This is a genomic window from Streptomyces sp. NBC_00252, assembly GCF_036187565.1.
Taxonomy (GTDB): Bacteria; Actinomycetota; Actinomycetes; order Streptomycetales; family Streptomycetaceae; genus Streptomyces.
Map to the genome: position 1 here is coordinate 6187472 of NZ_CP108087.1, position 22396 is coordinate 6209867.

General features: G+C 72.2%; 13 protein-coding genes. 3 read left to right on the forward strand and 10 right to left on the reverse strand.

Going from position 1 to position 22396, the window contains the following annotated elements; all coding sequences use genetic code 11:
- Positions 1 to 16: 16 nt before the first annotated feature.
- Positions 17 to 1288 carry a glycosyltransferase family 87 protein gene (locus tag OHT77_RS27395; RefSeq protein ID WP_328831083.1) on the reverse strand — a complete coding sequence of 424 codons (1272 nt, stop codon included), beginning with the start codon at positions 1286 to 1288 and terminating at the stop codon, positions 17 to 19.
- Positions 1289 to 1467: 179 nt separating this feature from the next.
- On the opposite strand from OHT77_RS27395, the gene OHT77_RS27400 reads away from it, so the two are divergent.
- On the forward strand, positions 1468 to 3312 hold the full coding sequence (locus OHT77_RS27400) for a glycosyltransferase family 39 protein (RefSeq protein WP_328834356.1): 1845 nt from the start codon (positions 1468 to 1470) through the stop codon (positions 3310 to 3312).
- Here OHT77_RS27400 and OHT77_RS27405 read toward each other — a convergent pair.
- Entirely contained in the window at positions 3272 to 3733 is a 462-nt protein-coding gene (locus OHT77_RS27405; RefSeq protein ID WP_266769228.1) for a MarR family winged helix-turn-helix transcriptional regulator, read from the reverse strand. The two genes, OHT77_RS27400 and OHT77_RS27405, sit on opposite strands and share 41 nt — an antisense overlap.
- Positions 3734 to 3862: 129 nt before the next feature.
- Here OHT77_RS27405 and OHT77_RS27410 point away from each other — a divergent pair, with 129 nt between their 5' ends.
- Positions 3863 to 4276, forward strand: coding sequence for an organic hydroperoxide resistance protein (locus tag OHT77_RS27410; RefSeq protein WP_266769227.1), 414 nt, complete (start codon positions 3863 to 3865; stop codon positions 4274 to 4276).
- A gap of 76 nt (positions 4277 to 4352) precedes the next feature.
- Here the strand turns inward: OHT77_RS27410 and OHT77_RS27415 are convergent, their stop codons facing one another.
- From OHT77_RS27415 to OHT77_RS27450, 8 genes are all read right to left on the reverse strand, one after another.
- Complete coding sequence (locus OHT77_RS27415; protein WP_328831084.1) at positions 4353 to 5651, reverse strand: hypothetical protein; 1299 nt, start codon at positions 5649 to 5651, stop codon at positions 4353 to 4355.
- On the reverse strand, positions 5648 to 7870 hold the full coding sequence (locus tag OHT77_RS27420; RefSeq protein WP_328831085.1) for a bifunctional glycosyltransferase/CDP-glycerol:glycerophosphate glycerophosphotransferase: 2223 nt from the start codon (positions 7868 to 7870) through the stop codon (positions 5648 to 5650). The genes OHT77_RS27415 and OHT77_RS27420 overlap by 4 nt, the downstream gene beginning before the upstream one ends.
- 7 nt (positions 7871 to 7877) lie before the next feature.
- Positions 7878 to 10070: a bifunctional glycosyltransferase/CDP-glycerol:glycerophosphate glycerophosphotransferase gene (locus OHT77_RS27425; protein WP_328831086.1), complete on the reverse strand. Its 2193-nt coding sequence runs from the start codon at positions 10068 to 10070 to the stop codon at positions 7878 to 7880.
- Between the two features lie 148 nt (positions 10071 to 10218).
- The gene (locus OHT77_RS27430; protein ID WP_328831087.1) at positions 10219 to 12480 is read right to left on the reverse strand and encodes a bifunctional glycosyltransferase/CDP-glycerol:glycerophosphate glycerophosphotransferase; all 2262 of its coding nucleotides are present in this window, start codon (positions 12478 to 12480) and stop codon (positions 10219 to 10221) included.
- Positions 12481 to 12635: 155 nt separating this feature from the next.
- A complete protein-coding gene (locus OHT77_RS27435) occupies positions 12636 to 13544 on the reverse strand; it encodes a carbohydrate ABC transporter permease (RefSeq protein WP_266769220.1) in 909 nt (302 codons plus the stop codon).
- Positions 13541 to 14821: a carbohydrate ABC transporter permease gene (locus tag OHT77_RS27440; RefSeq protein ID WP_328834357.1), complete on the reverse strand. Its 1281-nt coding sequence runs from the start codon at positions 14819 to 14821 to the stop codon at positions 13541 to 13543. Before OHT77_RS27440 ends, OHT77_RS27435 begins: the two co-directional genes overlap by 4 nt.
- A 105-nt stretch (positions 14822 to 14926) precedes the next feature.
- On the reverse strand, positions 14927 to 16315 hold the full coding sequence (locus OHT77_RS27445; RefSeq protein ID WP_328831088.1) for an ABC transporter substrate-binding protein: 1389 nt from the start codon (positions 16313 to 16315) through the stop codon (positions 14927 to 14929).
- A gap of 155 nt (positions 16316 to 16470) precedes the next feature.
- Complete coding sequence (locus OHT77_RS27450; RefSeq protein WP_328834358.1) at positions 16471 to 20220, reverse strand: FHA domain-containing protein; 3750 nt, start codon at positions 20218 to 20220, stop codon at positions 16471 to 16473.
- A gap of 343 nt (positions 20221 to 20563) precedes the next feature.
- On the opposite strand from OHT77_RS27450, the gene OHT77_RS27455 reads away from it, so the two are divergent.
- Positions 20564 to 22249 (forward strand): serine/threonine-protein kinase, encoded by a 1686-nt coding sequence (locus OHT77_RS27455; protein ID WP_328831089.1) that lies wholly within the window; start codon positions 20564 to 20566, stop codon positions 22247 to 22249.
- Positions 22250 to 22396: the final 147 nt, after the last annotated feature.

Genomic DNA, 22396 nt, shown 5'->3' on the forward strand with positions numbered 1-22396 from the left:
TGCGCCCCTCAGTCAATCAGGCACCGGAGTGCGCCGAGGTCAGCGGCTGGGACTCTCCGTAGGGGCCGGGCGACTGCACGCGCGTGTGCCGTGTCGCCCGGAGCGGCCTCGTCGACCGCCACAGACGGACGAACGAGAGGACGGCCGCGGCGGCCAGCAGACCATTGCGTACGACCATGAGGCCGCAGCCCGTCCACGTGGAGTGGATGACGTCGACGTACAGGACGGGGAACTCGACGGAGCTGACCGCCGTCGCCGCCACGATCAGCGCGGCCACCGCGCGCTGGGTGGTGTGCCGCGAGGTCAGGCAGACGGCGGCCAGGCCGAGCAGCCAGATCATGTACTGGGGGCTGATCACCCGGCTGGTCACGGTGAACAGCAGGACGGCGCTCAGCGCGGCGTCGTAGGGCGTCGCGTCGGTCCAGCGGCGGGCCCGGATCCGCCACAGCAGAAGCAGCCCGAAGGCGACCGCCGTGAGCGCGAGGGACGCGTCGGCGACGGAGGAGACGTACGGCCCCGTGAACTCCATCGCGCCGTACCGGTAGTGCACCTGCCCCGGCCAGCCGACATGGGTCGCGAGACCGAGGGCCGTGCCCCCGAGCGACTCGATCTGTACGCCCCGGCCGCCCTGTTGGCGCAGGAAGGCGAAAGGATTGTTGAACAAGAGCACGAGAGACACGAGTGACAGGGCTCCCGTCCCCGCCGCCCACGTCCACACCGACCGTGTCGTCCGCCCCCTCGGCATCCCCAGCAGCACCAGCGCGGGCCACACCTTCACCAGCGCGCCCAGCGCCGCGAACGCGCCGCACACGCGCGTGGAGCGCGACAGCGTCAACAGGGAGATGACGGCGAACGCCGTGACCTGCACGTCGTAGCGGACGAGGGGCATGTGGAGGAGGAGGGGGAGGCAGGCGATCCAGTACGTGGCGCCGCGCAGGCTGTGTCCCGGGCGGGTGCCCGCGCGGGCCAGGACCGCGGTGATCAGGGCGTCCGTCGCGAGGGTGAGGACGACGAACGCCTGGAAGTACGTCAGGTCGGGCAGCAGCGCGGGCGACAGGAGGACGGGCCCGGCGCCCGGCGGGTACTGCCACAGCGGGTCGTGCGCCGGGAACGCGCCGTGGGACAGGACGCCGTACCAGTGGAGGTACAGGCGCCACACCTCCCGCGCGACCCCGCCGTGGCCGAGCAGGGGGAGGCCGTTGTACGCGAGGAGGAGCAGCATCCCCGCGCGGGTGGCGAGCCAGGAGAGGGTCAGGGCGAGGAGACGGTGTCTGCGGACGGCGTTCATCACGTCGGATCGTAAGCCGGGTGAATGCCGCAGGAATGCTAATACACCGTCAATCGTCGGTAAGAGCTTGCTAACGGTACAAAATCAGCCAGGTGGACAGCCAGGGCGAGGACGAGAACAAGCGGCGATTCCGGTGGACGAGGACGGAGTCCGTGGCCGTGGCCGTGCCGGTGGCCGTCATGCTCGCGCTGGGGCTGTGGGGGCTCGACCGCGGCGGCATGTGGGGCGACGAGGGCGTCACCTTCATGGTCGGGCGGCGCACGGTGCCGCAGATCTGGCACCTGCTGCACGGCGTCGACGCGGTGCACGGCCTGTACTACCTCCTCATGCACGCCGTCCTCACCGTCCACCCCGGCGAGGTCGTCCTCCGCCTGCCCTCCCTGTGCGGCGCGGCGGCCACGGCGGGCCTCGTCGCGGCCCTCGGCACCCGCCTGGCCCGCCCCCGCGTCGGCCTCTGGGCCGGCCTCCTCTACGCGATCACCCCGCTGACCGGCCACTACGCGCAGGAGGGCCGCTCCTACGCCCTCGTCGCGGCCGGTGTCGCCGCGGCGACGCTGTTCCTGGTGCGGGCGTTGGAGGGGCGGTCCTGGTGGCCGTACGGCGCGGTCCTCGCCGTGACCTTTCTGCTGCACGAGTTCGCGGTGCTGGTGCTCTGCGCGCACGCGGTGACGCTGGCGGCGGCGCGGGTGCGCCGGGCGGTGTGGCGCGGCTGGATCCGTGCGGTCGGAGTCGCCGGGGGTGTCCTGATCCCGCTGGTCTGGGTGTCCGAACGGCAGTCGGCCCAGGTGGCCTGGCTGCGGGTGCCGGACTGGGACACGACCGAACGCCTCGCCCGCGACTTCCTCGCCGTCACCCCGACCGGCGTCGTCTTCTGGACCTCGATCGCCCTGATCCTCATCGGCCTCGGCGCCGGCCGCCTCACGTCGGTCGCCCTGCCGCTGCTCCTCCTGCCACCGGTGATCCTGCTCTCCGTCTCCCAGTTCCGCCCGCTGTTCCACGAGCGGTACGTGCTGTACGCGCTGGCCGGGGCGCCGCTGCTGGTGGCGGCGGGCGCGGACCGGGTGGCGGGGGCGCTGCGGTGGCTGTGGCTGGAAGGGCGGGGGGTGCCGGCCGGCCGTGGTGCGGAGGCCGAACGGGCGGTGGCCGAGGTCGGCAGGCGGCGGAAGCTGGTCGGTGCGGTGAGCGGGAGTGGGGCTGGGGCTGGGCGCGGGGCGGGGGGTGACCGTACAAGTGGAGGCGGAGGTGGAGGCGGAGGCGGAACCGGAATCGACCGTACGACGGGAACCGGAACCCCGGCCCGAGCCGGAAACCGCCCCCCACTGGACATCGGCCACGCAGTCCCCGAGCCCCCAACTGCCCACCCCACCAGGCCCGTTCACCGCTCACCCCGCCGACCCCACCGAACTCTCCGCCTCCACCGACTCCGCTCGCTCCGCCCCCACCTCCTGACCCTCGCCGGCGTCCTGGCCGTGGCCGTCCCCTTCCTGCACGGCATCCCCGCCTACCGGAACGACCGTTCCGCGGACCGCCGCCCCGAGAATCTCGCCGCTGTCGCCGCGCTCGTGGGGCGTGAAGTGCGGCCGGGGGACCCGGTGTTGTTCCTGCCGTCGTTCTGGCGGGTGACGGCGTCGGCGTATCCGGGGGCGTTCGTCGGGGCCAGGGATCTGGCGTCGGGGGAGTCGGGGGCGAGGTCGGGGACGCTGAGCGGGCGTGAGGTGGGGCCGGGGGAGTTGCGGGCGCGGCTCGCCGGGGTGGACCGGGTGTGGATCGTCGCGCAGTCGAATCTCCTGCCGTCGCGCTGGGTGCCGGGCGACCCGACCGACCGGGTCAAACTCGACGTCGTGGACGGGGAGTTCGCGCGCCGGCAGGAGTACGTGCACGGCCGCGTGAAGCTCGCCCTCTACCTCCGCAGGATGCCCCCGCAGGACACGCCGACGCTCATGTGGCCGCCCGCGTCAGCCGCCACGCCCGCTCCACCGCCCCCTACGCCTGCTCCGCCGCCGCCGCGTCCAACGCCCCGGTGAGCAGGTCGAGCCGCTCCCGCAGCGCGCGGATCTCGTCGAGGTCGAAGCCGGTCGCCCCGAGGATCCGCCGAGGCACCTCGACCGCCCGCTCGCGCAGCGCGACGCCCTCGTCGGTGAGCCCCACCTCCACCGACCGCTCGTCACGGACGCTGCGCTCACGCCGTACGAGACCGGCCGTCTCCAGCCGCTTGAGCAGCGGGGACAGCGTGCCGGAGTCGAGTCGCAGGTGTTCGCCGAGCTTCTTGACGGGCAGCTCGCCGTGCTCCCACAGCACCAGCATCACCAGGTACTGCGGGTACGTGAGCCCGAGGTCCTTGAGGATCACGCGGTACACGCCGCCGAAGGCGCGCGACGCGGCGTTCAGGGAGAAGCAGATCTGCTGGTCGAGGCGGAGCCAGTCGGTGGTCGGCGTGGGAGTCATGACCCCAGGATAGCGCGAGTGGGCCATTTAGTTGTGCGCAATTGAATTGTGTGCTCTACTTATGGCCGTGAGGCGGTCCGGGCACCCGGGCCGGTCACCCCCGCAAAGACTCCGAGAGGGATGGTTTCCATGGACGCGATCTACACCGCCGTAGCCACCGCCACCCACGGCCGCGACGGCCGCGCGGTCAGCAACGACGGCAAGATCGACCTTCAGCTCGGCATTCCGACCGAGATGGGCGGCAACGGCCAGGGCACCAACCCTGAGCAGCTGTTCGCCGCCGGTTACGCCGCCTGTTTCGGCAGCGCGCTGGGTGTCGTGGGCCGCCAGGCCAAGGTGGACGTCAGCGACGCCGCCGTGACCGCCGAGGTCGGCATCGGCAAGCAGGGCGAGGGCTTCGGCCTCAAGGTGACCCTGCGCATCGAGCTCCCCGACACCGTGGACGAGGCGACCGGCCGCAAGCTGGTCGAGACCGCCCACCAGGTCTGCCCCTACTCGAACGCGACCCGCGGCAACATCGAGGTCGACCTCGTCATCGAGTAGTCACGTCGAGTACGCACCGCGATGCCTCCACGACCCCGGCGACGAGCGCTGAACACCTCGTCGCCGGGGTTGCGGTTCACCGTACGGAGTGAGCGTGCTCCCCAAGTCCCTGCTCCGGCAGGGCAGTCGGCACCGGCGCAGCGGTGACGGCCTTGCCCCGCACCACGCTCTCCAGCAGCAACGGCACGCCCACCACGGGCAGGAGCCACACCAGCACGATCAACCGCCCACCCCACACGCTGATGTCGGGATGCGCGGCCTGCGTGAGAATCCCCGTGAACGCGGCCCCGGTCAGGAACACCCCGAACGCCGGCCGCCGCGCAGCACCCCACACCCCCGCGCCGAGCGCCGCCGCGAGCATCGGCTGCCACAGCTGCTGCCGCGTCCACTCCAGCCAGAAGTTCGCCTCCAGGTGCAGGAATTCGGGCCACAGCCGGGTCCGGTCCGGGTAGGCGTAGTGGTCGGTCAGCAGGTCCTGGAGGCTGTCGGTCTGGGTCGGATAGTGCAGCGCGCTCGCCAGAACGAGCGTGCCCAGCGCGGCCGTCGCCCCGAACCCGGCGACCGCGAGCAACGCCCGCCCCGGAGCCCGCCCGCGCCGCCACCGTCCTACGGCGACCAGCGCGCCGGCACCGGCCAGGCACAACCCGAGGAACAGGGCCTGCGAGTGCTTCACCGCGAAGAGGAGCACCAACGAGCCGCCGACCAGGGCGAGTCCGGCCCGCGTACGGCGGCCCTTCAGGACCAGCGCGCACCCCCACACCGCCGCCAGCGTCAGGGCCGTCATCAGCCCCTCGGTCATCGGCCGCATCGAGGTCGTCCCGCACGGCAGGACGTAGTAGAGCGCCTGCCCGGTGAGCGCGAACGGCACCGACACGGACAGCGTGCGCAGGATCAGGAAGACGAGGACGCCACCCAGCACGGTGAGGACGACACTCGCCGACCACATCCCCCAGACCGGCCCGAGCAGCGTGACGAACGGGACCAGGAACACCGGGTATCCGGGCCGCACTTCGAAGATCCGCATGAAGCGTTCCGACGAGAACGGCGCGATGAACCCGCCCGTCTGCCCGGCCCGCAGCCGCGCGTCCACGCCCCGCCACTCCGCGTCCCGGCACTTCTTCGCGACCCGCGCGGCGGGGTCCTTGCCGTGGAAGGTCAGCGGGTTGACGCTCTGGTCGCGCCGCGCGGTCGCGCCCTTGCTCGCACAAGAGTAGTCGATGGCGACGGCCGCCGCCTCGCGTGTGCTCTCACCGCGCAGACTCAGCGCGTACGACAGGTAGTTCTTCGTGTCGGGGGTCGCCCGGCCGGTGACATTGGCGAGTTGGAGCACAGCGAACACGGCGGCCAGCACCAGCACCCACGTGCGCGGCCTCATGACGACGCCACCTGGTCGCGCCCGCTGACCGGAGAGGGAACCCGCGCACCGGCCCCGGCCTGCGGCAGCCAGTCGGTCTCCCCCAGAAGCAGCGTCCGTACGACCCTCTCGGCTGCCCTCCCGTCCTCGAACTCGCAGTACCGCGAACGGAATTCACCCCGCAGCCGCGTCGAGTCCCCGTCCCGCCACGCACCCGACGCGAACAGCCACGCCAACTCCCGGTAGGAGCCCGACACATGACCCGGTGGCGCGGCGGTGACGTCGAAGTAGGTGCCCCGGCTGGCCGCGTACGCCTCCCGGTCGTCGGCGTGCAGCACGATCGGCCGGTCCAGGTTGGCGTAGTCGAACATCAGGGCCGAGTAGTCGGTGACCAGCGCGTCGGACGCCAACATGACGTCCTCCACGGCGGGTTCGTCGGTGGCGTCGATCAGGACCCCGCGCCGGTGCAGGTCCGCGAGCCCCATCCCGCGCGCGGGCCCGGTCGCGAGGGACGGGTGCAGCCGTACGACGAGGGTGTGCTCCGGGCCGAGGTCCTCGGCGAACCGGGCCAGGTCGAGGCGGTCGACGTGCCCGCCGCGGACGTACTCGCGGCGGGTCGGCGCGTACAGCACGACGGTGTGGTCGGCGGGGATGCCGAGCCGCTCCCGAACTGCCGCGCCCGCTTCCTGAGTTGCGCCCACGAGGACGTCATTGCGGGGGCTGCCCGTCCGCGCCGACGCGAAGTGGCACGGGTACGCCCGCTCCCACACCAGCTCGGAGTGCCGGTTGGCGACGAGGCTGTGGTCCCAGCGGTCGGCGCGGCGCAGCATCTGCGGCACGTCGACGCCGTGGCGGGCGCCGGGCTTGTCGAGGAGGTCGGCCGCCATGTACTTGAGCGGCGTGCCCTGGTGGGTGTGGATGTGGATGCTGCCGGGGCGCTTGGTGAGGGTGCCGGGCCAGTTGACGTTGTTCACGAAGTACGTGGCCCGCGCGGTGAGTTGGCGGTACCGCAGGGTGTTGAGGAGGACGTGCTCGACATCCGGGGGCAGCAACGCGGCCTGTTCCGCGTCCTGTACGACCCACACGCCCCGGAGCTGCGGGGCGATCTCCTTCGCCTTGTAGTAGACGGCGGCCGGGTCGCCCAGCACCCCGCGGTGCGAGAACGCCGAGTACATCACCAGGCCGGGGTCCAGCGACCGGCGCGCGTGCAGCGCGGCCCAGCCGCCCTTGACCCGCCCGGCCGCCGCCTTGCGGGCCTGCACCGCCCGGCGTTCCAGCTGCCGCCCGGCACGCCCCGCCTGCCGCCGCACCCGGTACAGCGCGTAACTGCCCTCCAGGGAACGGACGTCGGCGTCGACCTTCACGCCCGCCGGCTTGTGCTTGGCGAACAGCTCGGCCGTACGGCGGAAGAACTCGGCCTTGTCGGACGGGGGGAGCCGGTCCGGCTTGGCGAGGATGTCGAGACAGTGCTCGCCCATCTTGCGGTGCAGGTAGGGCAGCCAACTCGCCAGCTCGGGGCGGGAGTCGACGAAGGCGAAGACCCGCTCGTACTGGTCGTGGATGTCGAAGTGCTTGCGGCTGGTGGTGGACAGGATGTTGCCCTGGCGCCGCTGCCGGTAGTTGAGGCAGATCCGGTCGAGGGTGGCGATCCGCTCGGCGCTGAGCATCACCGGGAACGTCCAGGGCGTGTCCTCGTAGTAGCCCGGCGGGAACTCGAAGGCGTGCTTGTGGACGAACTCCCGGCGGTACACCTTGTTCCACACGACCATCAACAGGTCGAGGATCTCGGGGTGTTCGGCGACCGTGAAGGTGCCGTCGACCTCCGCGAGGAGATGCGCGAGGACGTTGCGCCGGGTGCCGCCCCACCAGTAGGTGCGCGCGTAGTCGAAGACCAGGACGTCCGGGTCGCCGCTCGCGTCGAGCCGGTCGGCCATCGCACGCAGCGCGCCCGGGGTGAGGGTGTCGTCGCTGTCGAGGAAGAAGAGGAAGTCGCCGGTGGCCAGGGGCAGTCCGGCGTTGCGGGCACGGCCGAGGCCGACGTTCTGCGGGAGGTGCAGCACCTGGACGCGCGGGTCGCGGGCCGCGTACTCGTCGAGGATCGCGCCGCACCCGTCGGGCGAGCAGTCGTTCACGGCGATCACCTCGATGTCCCGGTAGGACTGCTCCAGAACCGAGTCGAGGCACTCGCGCAGAAAGCCCTGCACCTTGAAGACGGGGACGATGACGCTGAAGCGGGGCACTTCGGGTTCAGCTCCTTACGAAGGTGGCGGCGGGGGCCGGGACGCGCTCCGCGAGCGGGATCACGGGCGGCACGGTCTCCGGCGGCTCGCCGAGGAACACCCGGCGTACGACCCGCTCGGCGGCCCGTCCGTCGTCGAAGTCGCAGAAACGGGACCGGAATGCGGCCCGCAGCGCCGTGGACTCCGCCCCCGCGTACGAGCTGTCGCGGAACACCGCCGCCAGCTCCTCGGGCGTCCGGGCGACCGGGCCCGGGGGCGCCGCCATGAGGTCGAAGTAGACGCCCCGCGTCTCCCGGTAGACCTCCCAGTCGTCGGCGTACACGACGATCGGTCGGTCGAGGTTGGCGTAGTCGAACATGATCGACGAGTAGTCGGTGACCAGCGCGTCGGCGGCCAGGCAGACGTCCTCGGAGGAGCGGTGCCCGGTCACGTCGATGATCCGGCCGCTGCTCTTCGCCCGGCCCTGGTCGTAGAAGTAGTGGGCGCGCAGCAGCACGACCACGTCCTCACCGGCCGCCGCGCAGAACGCCTCCAGGTCGAGCCCGGTGTCGAAGCCGGTCTGGTAGTCGCGGTGGGTGGGCGCGTACAGGACGGCCGTCTTGCCCTCCGGCACCCCCAACTCCCGCCGCACCCGGGCCACTTCTTCGGCGGTCGCCGTGTAGAACACGTCGTTGCGCGGATAGCCGTACTCCAGGGCCTCGTACGAGCCGGGGAAGGCGCGCTCCCACATCTGGGTGGAGTGCCGGTTGGAGGAGATGTTGTAGTCCCAGCGGTCCACCCGGCCCAGCAGCTTGGCGAAGCTGCCGGTCGCCGCGGCCACCACCGGGTACGTCGACTGGTCCACGCCCATCTTCTTCAGCGGGGTCCCGTGCTGCGTCTGGACGTGCACGCTGCCGGGCCGCTTGACGACGCCCTCGGCGAAGTTGGCGTTGTTCACGAGGTACTTGGCGCGCGCCAGCACCTCCCAGTACTTCCGGCTGCCGATGACGGCGTGCTCGACGCCCTTCGGCACGGCGTCCACCGCGTCCGGCTCGACCAGGAACACCGAGCGGATGTGCGGGGCGAGCTGACGCGCCTTGGCCTCGATCGCGGCCGGGCTGCACGCGTAGCCCCGGCCCCAATAGGCGCAGTACACGGCCAGGTTGGGGTCGAGCGGTCGGCGCAGGTCACGGGCGTAGCGCAGCCGGGTACGCAGCATCCGGGGGCGCGGGACCCTCTCGGCCGCGCCCGATGCCGACCGGTTGGCGCCGCGCAGCGCCTTGAACGCCGTGTACGCCCCCGACGCCAGCAGCCGGTGCTGCACCCCCAGACTCCCGCCCGGCACCCGGAAGCCGGCGGGCCGGTGCGCGCGGTGGAGCCGTCCCGCGCGGCGGAAGAACGCGCGGTGCCCGGAGGGAAGCCGCTCGGGCCGCGAGGCGGTCTTGAGCACCACGGCGAAGAGCTGCTCGAACAGCGCGTGCGACCGCTCGGGAGCCAGCCCCTGCGCCGCCGTGAGCACCAACTCCACCTGGTCCAGCAGCTGGTGGTGGTGCTCGCCGGGCAGATTGAGCCGGCTGCCCTGTCTGCGCAGCAGGTGCCGTACGACGACCGAGCGCAGGACCGCGACCCGCTCGGCGGCGACGGTGACCCGGCCGCCCCAGCCGAGGTCGGTGAACCGGCCCTCGGGGAAGGTCAGTCGGTGCTCGGCGAGGAAGGCGCGGCGGTAGGCGGCGCTCCACGCCGGGAGCTGAATACCCGTCAACTGCGGTGCCTGGGAGGGGGAGAAGGCGCCGGCCGGGGTCTTCGCGAGCAGCGGGGCGGCCGGGTTGGTGGGCTCGCCCTCCCACCACGGGGTGCGCTCGTGCTCGAAGTACAGGACGTCGACGTCACCGGTCTGCGTGAGCCGGGCGTCGAGCGCGGCCAGGGCTCCCGGGGCGAGGGTGTCGTCGCCGTCCAGGAACAGGACGTAGGCGCCGGTCGCCGCGCGGAGACCGGTGGTGCGGGCCCCGCTGAGCCCGGCGGACGGCGGTGAGTTGACCGGCGCCACCCGGGAGTCCTGCCCGGCGTGATCGGCGGCGACGTCGGCGGCGGGGGAGCCGGGGCCGTCGCAGACCGGGATCAGCTCGAAGTCGCCGTAGGACTGGGCGAGGACCGAGTCCAGGGCCAGGGACAGCCGGCCGGCGACCCCGTGGGACGGGACGATGATGCTGAAGCGGGGCATTCTGTTCTTTCTCCAGTGGTACGGAGGGACCGGGTCAGTGCGCGCGACGGGCTCGGGGGCGTCCGGTCGGGCGCCAGGTGGACGGGCGGGTCGGGGTCGGGCGGGACGGGCTCGAGGGCATGCGGACTCCCCTGGGTGGGAACGGCGTTCAGAGTCGGTCGGTGACGGGCAGGGACGCCGTGGGCTGCGGCACGGTGGCGAGCGGGGAGCGCGTGAGGCCCGCGGCGGCGGACGGCACCGGGTGGCGTTCGGCCAGCGGCACGACCGGCGGGAGGTCGGTCTCGCCCAACACCACGTGGCGTACGACGCGTTCGGCGGCGCGGCCGTCGTCGTAGGGGCAGAAGCGCTCGCGGAACGCGGTGCGCAGCTGGGTTGAGCGGGAGCCGCGCCAGTGGTCGGTGGCGAAGATGTCGATCAGCTCGTCCTCGCTGCGGGCGACCGCGCCCGGCGGGAAGGCGCGCAGGTCGAAATAGGTGCCGCGGGCCGCCTCGTAGGCCTCCCAGTCGTCGGCGTGGATGACGATCGGGCGGTCGAGGTTGGCGTAGTCGAACATCAGGGACGAGTAGTCGGTGACCAGCGCGTCCGAGGCCAGGCAGAGCGACTCGACGCTCGGGTGGTCGGTGACGTCGATGATCCGGCCGCCGGACGCGGGCGCGAGCGGGCCCTCGTGCCAGTAGTGGGCGCGGGCCAGCACGACATGGCGCGGGCCGAGGCGGCGCAGGACGCGGTCGAGGTCGAGGTGGGCGCGCTGGGTGCGGCGGTAGTCGCGGTGGGTCGGGGCGTAGAGCAGGGCGATGGCGTCCTGCGGAATGCCGAGTGACTCGCGCAGCCGGGTCACGTCGGCCGAAGTCGCCTGCTGGAACACGTCGTTGCGGGGATAGCCGTAGGCGAGCGTGGTGTAGCTGCCGGGATAGACGCGCTCCCAGGTCAGGGTGGTGTGGCGGTTGGGGGACAGCACGTGGTCCCACTTGTCGACGCCCCTGAGGAGCTCGGCGAAGTCCATGTCCCGTGCCGCGGCGGGGCGTTCCTGGAGGTCGAGGCCCATGTGCTTGAGAGGCGTGCCGTGTTGGGTCTGGATCATGACCTGGCCGGGGCGCTTGACCAGCCGCCGGTCGAAGTTGACGTTGTTCACCAGGTACTTGGAGCGGGCCAACGCGGTCCAGTAGGCAGCCGTGTTGGGGCGCAGTCTGCGCGTCGCGGCCGGGATCGTGTGGTGGTGCTCGGGGCGGGCGATCCACGCGGTGCGGATGTGCGGGGCGTGGGCGCGGAACGCGGTCTCCAGCGCGCCCGGGTTGCAGCTGTGGCCCCGCCCCCAGTAGGCGGCGAACACCGCGCGATTCCGCAGCGGGAGCCGGAGTTGGACCCGGTAGTGGAACTGGAGGGCCGCCGCCCTGACCGCGCGCAGCGCCTTCGCGGCGAGCTTGACCGTCCGCCGGCGCCAGCTCATCGCCGCCTGGAGGGCCCGGAACGTGCGGTGGACGCCGAAGTGGACGAGCGTGTGGCGCAGCCGGGTGCGCGGCGGGACCGGGGTGCCGGGGATGCGGTAACGGCGGTAGTGCGCACGGGCCTTGCGCAGGAACTCGGCACGCGTGCCGCGCGGGAGACGGTCGGGCTTGGTGAACACCGTCGCCAGGTGGTCGACCATGCGGCGGAACAACACCGGCCGCCACTGGGCGAGTTCGGGTCGCGCGGCGACGAACTCGAAGACACGGTCGTACTGTTCGAAGACGTCGAAGTGCTTGCGGCTGGTGGTGCCGAGGATGTTGCCCTGGCGGCGCTGGCGGTAGTGGACGCAGACCCGGTCGAGGGTCGCGATCGTCTCCGCCGCCATCAGGACCGGGTAGGTCCACGGGGTGTCCTCGTAGTAGCCGGGCGGGAAGGCGAAGCCCTCGCGCTCGACGAACTCCCGTCGGTACGCCTTGTTCCAGGCCACCATGATGACCCGGAGGAGCCCGGGGCGGTCCTCCAGGCGGAAGGGCGCCGGGCCCTGTTCGGTGAGCTGGGCGGCGACCTTGTTGCGGCGGGCCTCGCCCGACCAGAAGGTGCGCGCGTAGTCGAAGACCAGGACGTCCGGCTCGCCGGTCTCCTTGATGCGGTCGGCGATCGCGCGCAGCGCGTCGGGCGTGAGGGTGTCGTCGCTGTCGAGGAAGACGAGGTAGTCGCCGGTCGCCTCTTCCAGGCCGGCGTTGCGGGCACGCCCCAGGCCCTGGTTCTCGGGGAGATGGACGGCACGCACTCGGGCGTCGCGGGCCGCGAACTCGTCGATGATCGCGCCGCAGGCGTCCGGCGAGCAGTCGTCGACCGCGATCAGCTCCAGATCGGGATACGACTGGGAGAGCACCGATTCCAGGCATTCGTGCAGGTACGCCTGGACCTTGTACGCGGGGACAATGACACTGAACCTGGGCAAGGGACATCCATGGGTCGGTCGGCGCGGGCGTTCTGCCCGGGAACGGCCGATGGAGTGACTTGGTTACGGCGCGTACGGCATACGGGGGACGTGCGGTGAACACGAAGGGGCGGGCCGGTGACGGCCCACCCCCTCGAACTATGTTCCGTTTGCGGCTATTTGACCGCGCCCGCCATCACACCGGACACGAACTGCCGCTGGAACGCGAAGAACACGGCCAGCGGGATCACCATGGAGATGAACGCACCGGGCGCCAGCACGTCGATGTTGTTGCCGAACTGGCGTACCTGCGTCTGGAGTGCGACCGTGATCGGCTGCGTGCTCGACTTGGTGAACACCAGCGCGACCAGCATGTCGTTCCACACCCACAGGAACTGGAAGATGCCAAGGCTCGCGATCGCGGGCCCGCCCAGCGGCATCACGACCCGTGCGAACAGCCGCAGTTCACCGGCGCCGTCCAGCCGGGCCGCCTCCAGGAGTTCGCGCGGGATCTCCGCGAAGAAGTTCCGCAGCAGGAACACCGCGAACGGCAGCCCGTATCCCACATGGAAGAGGATCACCCCGAAGATGGTCCCGAACAGGCCTATCTTTCCGAAGAGTTCGGCGATCGGGATCAGCGCGACCTGCACCGGCACCACCAACAGGCTGACCACGCCCAGGAACCACCAGTCGCGGCCCGGGAACTCCATCCACGCGAACGCGTAGCCCGCGAGCGCGCCGATCACCACGACCAGGAGCGTCGCCGGGACGGTGATCAGGACGGTGTTCCACAGCGAGTTGGTGATGTCGCTGTTCTCCAGCAGCGTCTTGTAGCTGTGGAAGGTGAGTTGGGACGGCTGGCTGAAGACCTTCCACCAGCCGCTCGCGCTCATGTCCTCCGGACTGCGCAGCGAGGACAGCAGCAGCCCGATCGTCGGCACCAGCCAGAACAGGCCGACGACGATCAGGAACACCCGGACCAGACCCCCGCTCGCCGCCGCCGCGAGCCGTGAGCCGAGCGACTCCCGCGCCTTGACGACCTCAACAGGCCTTGTCCTACCGAGACTTCCGGCATCCGTGGTCATCGCCGCACCTCCCGCCGCAGTCGCCGTACGTTGAAGAGCATCACCGGGATCACCAGCAGCAGCAGGAACACCGAGATCGCGCTGGCGATCCCCGGCTGGTCCTCCGAGAAGCCCTTCCGGTACAGCTCCAGGGCCAGCACGTTCGCGTCGTCCTGGGAGGAGCCCGGGGCGATGATGAAGACCAGGTCGAAGATCTTCAGCACGTTGATCATCAGCGTGACGGCGACGACCGCGAGCACCGGCGCCAGCAGCGGCACCGTGACCCGCCGGAACACCTGCCACTCATTGGCCCCGTCGACCCGCGCCGCCTCCAGCAACTCCCGTGGCACACCCGCGAGTCCGGCCGCGATCAGCACCATCGCGAACCCGGCCCACATCCACACGTACGACCCGATGATGGCCGGCGTCACCAACGACGGGCCCAGCCACTCCACTCCGTTGTACGGCTGCTTGAAGTTGCCCGCCGGGAGCCGGAGTTGGGCCCCGTCGGCCTTGGCGGGCAGCGTGAAGGTGCCGTCGCCCGCGGCCTTGGTCGAGGCGACCACCTTTCCGTCCTTCACCGCCTCGATCTTCATCCCGCCGTAGCCCAGCTCGGACGGGTCGACCCCGCCGAGCTTGCCGACACCCTTGCCGCGGGTGAAGTCCTGCCAGGTCGTGCCGGTGATCTTCCCCGGCTCGGCCTGCGCGGCCGCGGCCTTCTTCGCGCCGTCGGGCATCTGGTCCGGGGCGACACCGACCAGGGGGAGCGCGACGGTCCGGCCCGCGCGGACCGTCGTACTGGTGATGAAGCCGCCGTGGTCCGCCTTCAGCGGCGACTCGCGGCCCGGGTGGGCGTTCGGGAACGCCGACGACGAGGCGAACGTGTCGTGGACGCCGACCCAGACCGCGTTGGCGACCCCCTTGTGCGGGTCCTGGTCGTAGACGAGGCGGAAGATGATGCCGGCGGCCAGCATCGAGATCGCCATCGGCATGAAGACGACCAGCTTGAACGCCGTTCCCCAGCGCACCCGTTCGGTCAGCACCGCGAAGATCAGACCGAGGGCGGTGGCCACCGTCGGCGCGAAGATCACCCAGATGATGTTGTTCTTCAGGGCGGTGCGGATGCCGTCGTCGGTGAACAGGGCCTTGTAGTTGTCGAAGCCGGCGAAACCGTCACCGGCCTGGTTGCCGAAGCTGCGGACCAGCGAGTACCCGATCGGGTAGACCACGAGCGCGCCGAGCAGCACCAGGGCGGGCAGCAGGAACAGCACTGCCACGGTCCTGCGGGTGCCGGTCACGCTCTTGCGCTTGCGGGGCGCGGCGGGGGCCGGAGGGACCTCCGCCGCCGCGGCCGACGTCATCGCCGACCCAACCCCTCGATGCCGTGTCCGGTCATCGCCGGATCAGCTCCCGCTCGCGTACGCCGCCGCCGCGTCCTTCTCCAACTGCGCCTGCGCGCCCGCGACATCGGTCGGGTTCTTCAGGAAGTCCTGGAGGTCCTTCCACTCGCCCTTGCCGGGCGTACCGCCGAAGGACTGCGGGGCCTGGTCCGACATGTCGAAGCGGAAGTCGTCACCGGCCGCGACGAGCGCCTTGGCGATGGTCTGCTGCACCGCGTTCGGGTACGCCGAGTCCGGCACGTTCTTGTTCGGCGAGAGATAGCCGCCGAGCTTCGCCTGGATCGTCGCCGCGTCCGGTGAGGCGAGGAACGTGGCCAGCGCCTGCGCCGCCTTGGAGTCCTTCAGGATGACGGCCGCGTCGCCGCCGGAGACCACGGGCGCGGTCGAACCCACCGTCGGGAACGGGAACACCTTCGCGTCGGTGCCCACCTTCGCCTTGGTCTCACCGATGTTGACCTGCACGAAGTCGCCCTCGTAGACCATCGCGGACTTCGGCTGGTCGCCGCCGTTGAAGGTCTGGGTGACGGACGCGGGGAACTCGGTCTGCAGCGCGCCGTTCTGACCGCCCGCGATGTAGGCCTTCTTGCCCCAGATCTGCGCCAGCGTCGTCAGCGCCTGCTTGACGGACGGGTCCGTCCACTTGATCTTGTGCTGGGCGAGCTGGTCGTACTTCTCCGGCCCCGCCTGGGACAGATAGACGTTCTCGAACCAGTCGGTGAGCGGCCAGCCGTCCGCGCCCGCGATGGAGAACGGGGTCACCCCGGAGTCGTAGATCGTCTGCGCGGTCGTCAGCAACTCCGCCCAGGTCTTGGGCTCCTTGGCGCCCGCGTTCTCGAAGACCTTGGCGTTGTACCAGATCAGCGACTTGTTGGCCGCCTTGTAGTACACGCCGTACTGCTTGCCGCCGACCTTGCCGATGTCCTGCCAGCCCTGCGAGTAGTTCTTCTGCAGCTCCTTCAGGGCGTCGGCGCCGAGGGGCTTGGCCCACTTCTTGTCGACGGCCTGCTTGATGGCGCCGGGCTGCGGGAGCATCGCGACGTCCGGCGGCTGGCCGCCCGCGATCTTCGAGCCGAGGAAGTTGATGATCGGGTCCTGCGCGGGCACGAAGGTGACCTTCGCCCCCGTGCGCTTCTCGAACTCCGAGAGGACCGCCTTGAAGTTCTTCTGCTCGGCACCCGTCCACACCGCGGCCACTTCGAGGGTCGCGCCGTTCAGCTTCGGGAGGGCGACCGTGCCCGCGGACTCCGAGGGACTGCTCGATGTGCCGTTGTCGCTCTTCTTGTCGCTGCCGCCTCCACACGCGGCGAGCGAGAGCGTCAGCGCTCCCGCGGCGACAACCGCCGCTGTACGTACGGTCCTGCGTGTCCGATGTGTGCTGATCGTGCTGCGCATCACTGCCCCGTTCTTCGTTCCTCGTCGAACGCTCGAACGCTTCCGTGCGCACTGGTCTACGCCCGGTACCTGAACCCGGCAAGATGGCGTCCGGTGTCAAGTACGCGATCGTGATTGGGTCGTGACGTGGGGTTGTGTGCGCGGGCTGTGAACGATCAGAGGAGCGAGGGCACCTCCGCCGCCGACACCGAGCGCGTCGCCCGCTCCAGCGCGCTGGCCAGAAGCGCCAAGTCCGTGGGCCCGTTACCGAGTTCACGGACCGGGCGGCGGGCCGGGGGATCGCCCATGCGCTGCCACTCCAGAGGCACCACCGTCGGACGGAGCGTCGCCGTGCGCGGGATACGGCCCGTCACCCGGCCACCCTGGAACGGCGTGCTCCGGCCGTCCGCCAGCACCAACCGCCCACGCCCCGGCGCCGGTTCGTCCGGCCCCTGCGTGACCGCGTCGAGGGCGACCCGCAGCGTGATGTGCCGGGCGGGCTCCGTCTCGCACGTACGGGCCTCCACGGCGGCCGCCGCCACCAGGTGCACGCCGAGCCGCTCGCCCTCGCGGACCACCGCCTCCAGCGCGCGTATCACCGACCCGGCGGCAGGGCGCCCGGGGGAGCCGAGCGGGGGCTTCACCAGCGCGTCCAGATCGTCCACGACCACCACCAGACGGGGCAACGGCGGTGCCGCCTCCATCTGTTGACGCGCAGCCGCCGACGGGCGCAGCCGGATCGTCGAACTCGGCGGCGAGTCCAGGTCCCCGGCACCCGACGTGCCGCGCTGGGCGATGATCCGCCCCGACCCCTCGTGCCGCGAGTGCCACTCGCCGAAGCCGACCCGGCCCAGCAACTCGGCCCGCCGCTTCAGCTCCGCGCTCAGCGACTGCGCGAACTCCCGCATGCGGACCGGGTCGTTGGCGGTGAGATGCGTGGTCACGTGCGGTACGTCGGTGCAGACGCGCAGGCCCTCGCCGTGACCGCCTCCCCCCGAGGGGGTGCCCGCGGCGCCCACGCTGTCCCGGCCGTCCATCAGCACGATGCCGAGCCGGTCCGGACGCTCGGCGGCGGCCAGCGACGCGACGACCGCCCGTAGCAACTCCGTACGCCCGCTGCCCGGAGGGCCCTCGATCAGCAGATGCGGTCCCTCGGTGGCGAGGTCCGCGGAGACCGGCCCGCGCGGCCCGGCCCCGAGCACCGCCCAGGCCCGCCCGCCGAGCGCGTCCTTGTCGTCACCGGCGTCCGCCCAACGCGCCAGCAGCGAGGCCGGGGTGGCCCGGGCCAGCCCCAACTCGTCCAGCAGGCGCGCCGACTGGGGCAACGGCGCGGACACACGCGCGTGCCGCTCGCTCGCGGGACCGTCCGCCCGCAGCGGCGCGAGCGCCCGCGCGAACCGCTCGGCCCACGCGAGGGAGACGGCGTCCACGGCGGCGATCGTGCCGTTGCCCACGGGGCCGGGGCCGGTGGGGTCGACGTCGGACGCGCCGGGGCCGGACGACTCCGTACGGGGTGATGCGGTGTCGGGGCGTGCGGTGTCCGTGCCGGTGCGGCCCGTTCCCGTACCGGGGCGTGTCACGTCGGCCGCACCGGGCCGTGCTGGTGCGGAGCGCGTCCCTCCCGTGCCGCCGCGTGCGACCCGCAGCAGCCGCAGCGCCGTGGCGACATCGCCGCTCAGCAGCGCGACCGCCCCGCACTCGCGGAACGTCGGTGCCGCCGCGCAGGCCGCCTCGTACGTGTCCGTCACGGGCGACGCGGGCGAGGCAGGCTCCGTCTCGGCGAGGCACACCACGTGGATACCGGCCCGGGGCCCGTCATGGGCCAGCCGCGCCACCGCCTCGCGGACATCGGCCCCACCGGGGTCACCGTCCACCACGAGCACGGTGTACGGCCCGACGAACCCGTCCGCGTCACCCTCCTCGTCCCGCGCCCAGGCGGGCCGGTGGGCGGCGCCGCGCAGGGCGTCGGCGGTGTCGTCGGCGGAGTGCCCGGAGTACGCCGTCGCCGTGCCCGGGTGCCGGGTGTCGGACGCGCGGGGGCGGGTGGCGCCGGAGGCCGGGTCGTCGGCGGCGTGCGGGGCGAGGGGGCCCGGCGTGGGATGACCGGAACTGCCGGAGCGGTGGTGGTGGGCTTCGTCGGTGATGTTGTACGTGGGGGTCGTGGCCCCGCGCCGATCACGGTCGTCGACCGTGTGCCGTGCGGTGGATGACCCCAACTGGCCTTCTGCGGAGCCCTGTTGGGATGCGAGACCCGACTGCCCCTCCGTCGAGCCGCGTTGCGCGCCGATGCCGGGAGCGCGGCGGCCGGCGGTGCCGTACGCACCCGAGGTCACGCTCGGCCGGCTCGCACCGCGCGTGTCCGTCGCGTGGTCCTCAAGCCGGCGGAGGAGCTCGTCCGTGCGGGCCGTCGCCTGTTCGCGGTCGTAGGCCAGCAGCAGGCGGCAGTCCTGGCCGTGCCCGGGGCGCAGATGCGGCAGCCAGCCGAGCCAGGACCACTCGGCGGTGCGCTCGGCCACCGTCCGCGCGCGGTCCGTGCTGATCAGCACGATCTCCAGGGCGTCGGGGGAGTGCAGCGCGGCGAGCTGGGCCACCACCGCGCGGGCCAGGCCCGAGAGCCGCGCGCGCGGACCGGCCAGGCCCAGAGCGCCGACCTCGCGGAGCCCGGAGGTCACCGGCACCGCGGGCAGCAGCGCCGAGCCGTCCGGTGTCGCCCGGTCCGCGGTGCCGAGCCGGACCGTGAGCGCCTCGGGATGGCCGGGGGCGCGCTCCCACAGGCGGGGGCCCGGGCCCAGGGCAGTGAGCAGGAGGGCCGCCGGATCGGGCCAGGTGTCCGGCTGCTGGAGGACGACAGGCGGGGGCGGCACGCTCTCGTCGGCGCCCTCCTCGTCGTACGACGACTCGGGGTCCTCGGACGTCGACTCGCCGCGGCCGCCCGTCAGGCGGCGGGCCCACTTGCCGATGCCGCCGCGCCTGCGCACGCCCTGCGGCACGTCGGTGCCATGGAGCGGAGTGCCCTTGCGGCTGCTGTCGACGTCGGTGTCGTCCTCACCGGGGATGCGGGAGGTCGTCGTACGCGCGGCGAACGCTTCTTCGGAGGCGCCGTCCTCCAGCGCCTCGCCGAACACGCCGAAGCGGCCCGCGTGGGTGTCGCCGTCGTGCGCGGCGCGGTGCTCGATGCTCGGGGCGCTGCCCTGGCCCGGCACCACCAGGGGTTCGCTGCGGGGGGCGGTCGACGTGCCGGGCGACACGCGCACGTGGCCCTCGCCGTCGGGGGCCGTCTCCGCGCGCGCTCCCGGGCCGCCGGACGGGGTCAGCCGCAGGGCCGACTCACCGATGCGGAGCAACGCGCCCGGGGCGAATCGCACGGGCCGGGTGCCCACGCGCGTGCCCGCCAGGGTCGTGCCGTTCGTCGAGCCCAGGTCGGCGACCGAGACGCGGCCTCCGGGGTCGACCGTCACCGCGCAGTGCAGCCGGGACACGTCCGGGTCGTCCAGGGGCACGTCGGCGTCGGCCGAGCGGCCGATGTGGATCTGGCCGCCGTGCAGCAGGTGCACCCCGCCCGCGTCCGGGCCCGCGACCACGTGCAGCTGGGTCGGGGCGTCGTCCAGCTCGGGATGGGCCTCCGGCTCGGCGGGGGCGCCCAGGGACAGCACCGCGCCGTCCGTCAGCGGCGGCTCGCCGAGGGTGCAGCGCTGGGTGTCGAGGCGCTCCACGCCCGCGAACAACACGATCGGGGCACCCGACTCGCGGCTCCGCTCGGACTGCGGCGCGGCCGCGTCGGCGGACACCGCCGAGGCCAGCGCGGACGCCACCGCGGCCAGGGCCGTGCCGGCGGGCGCGGTGACCAGCACATCGCAACTCGCGGAGCGGCCCCGCGGCTGCGCGGGCGGCCCCAGCGGGTCTACGACGGTCAGCCGGATCTGCATCGCCGTCAGCGGTCCCTTCTGCCCTGGCACGGAATTTCCCCCACCCCGCGCGAGCAATCGGCCAGTACTGCACGCATCCTCGCACCTGCCACTGACAACGCGCCCGGGCCCCGGTGGCAAGTGATCTTGATTGGTCAGCTCTGTCCCCAAAAGTGCCTGACCAGTGCCGCACCGGTGATCGGGTGAGACCGGTCATGTCCGCCTTCGGTGACCATTGGGGCAACCGGGAGACCGGGGAGAGCGTCTTTCCTTCGAACATGTACGGCGATGCTTACGTAGGTAGCCGCAAGAGGGGCGGCACTACAGTGGACCGGAACACAGGCAAGCAGCAGGGAGCGCAGACGTGCGGCCGGTAGGCAGCAAGTACCTGCTCGAGGAGCCGCTCGGACGCGGCGCCACGGGCACCGTCTGGCGGGCCCGCCAGCGGGAGACCGCGGGCGCCGAGGCGGCCGTCCAGGGCCAGCCCGGCGAGACCGTCGCGATCAAGGTCCTCAAGGAGGAACTCGCGAGCGATCCCGACATCGTGATGCGGTTCCTGCGCGAGCGGTCGGTGCTGCTGCGCCTGACCCACCCGAACATCGTCCGGGTCCGCGATCTCGTCGTCGAGGGTGATCTCCTGGCGCTCGTCATGGACCTCGTCGAGGGCCCCGACCTGCACCACTACCTCCGCGAGAACGGCCCCTTCAGCCCCGTCGGCGCCGCACTGCTCACCGCGCAGATCGCCGACGCGCTGGCCGCGAGCCACGCCGACGGCGTCGTCCACCGCGACCTGAAGCCGGCGAACGTCCTGCTGAAGCAGGGCGGCGGCCAGATGTACCCGCTGCTCACCGACTTCGGCATCGCCCGCCTCGCCGACTCGCCGGGCCTGACCCGCACCCAGGAATTCGTCGGCACGCCCGCGTACATCGCGCCGGAGTCCGCCGAGGGCCGCCCGCAGACCTCCGCCGTGGACATCTACGGCGCCGGCATCCTGATGTACGAGCTGGTCACCGGGCGCCCGCCGTTCTCCGGCGGCTCGGCCCTCGAAGTCCTCCACCAGCACCTCAGCGCCGAACCCCGCCGCCCCTCGACGGTCCCCGACCCGCTGTGGACGGTCATCGAGCGCTGCCTGCGCAAGAACCCGGAGGAGCGGCCCAGCGCGGAGAACCTCGCCCGCGCCCTGCGTGTCGTCGCCGAGGGCGTCGGCGTGCACGCGAACTCCGCGCAGATCGCCGCCGCCGAGAGCGTCGCGATGCTCCTTGCCCCCGACCCGCCGCCCGCCGCCGTACCGACGGTCCCCGGCGCGGCCGACCCGACGCAGGTCCTCTCCCACGGAGCGGGCGCCTTCGACCCGAACGCGGCGACCAGCGTCCTCCCGCACACCAGTGGTCCCGCCGGCGCCGCCGACCCGACCACCGTGATGCCCAACCGCGGCGCGGCCGACCCGACCACGGTCATGCCGCAGAACCAGGCCGGGCAGTACGGCCAGCAGAACCAGTCCGGCGGCGGCCCCGAGCAGCCGCACCCCTGGCAGAACCAGCTGCGCGCCGCCCGCGACCGCAACGAACAGACCCAGTACCAGCCCTACCTCGACCCCGGCGAGGACCCGCTGCGCCGGCGCCCCCAGCGCCAGGTCTCCCGCCCGCAGCAGCCCCAGCAGCAACCCCGCCAGGCCGCCCAGCAGCGCCCGCAGCAACGCCCCTCGCAGCGGCAGCAACCGCAGCAGGGCTACGGCTATCCGCAGCAGCACCAGCCGCAGCAGTACGCCCCGCCGAGCCGGCAGCAGCCCCAGCGGGCTCCGGAGCCGGCCCGCGAGCCGCGCCAGCCCCGGCAGCGCAGCGCCAACCCGATGAAGATCCCCGGACTCGGCTGCCTCAAGGGCTGCCTGTTCACGGTCGTCCTGCTGTTCGTCGCGGGCTGGCTGGTGTGGGAACTGACCCCGCTCCAGGACTGGATCGGCACGGGCCGGAGCTACTGGCACGAGATCAGCCACGTGGTCGGACAGATCAGCGGCTGGGTCAAGGACCTGAGTTCCGCGACCGGCAACTGACCCTCGACGCGATCCGGCGATCCGGCGACCGGTGGCAGACCCCCGAATCGCCCTTGTCGGACGTCGGGTTGGGGATTTGTCGACACCCAGTGGGTGATTTCTGCCTCGGCGGTGAAGGTTGGCTCATCCGACGCGTAGTTTTAGCGA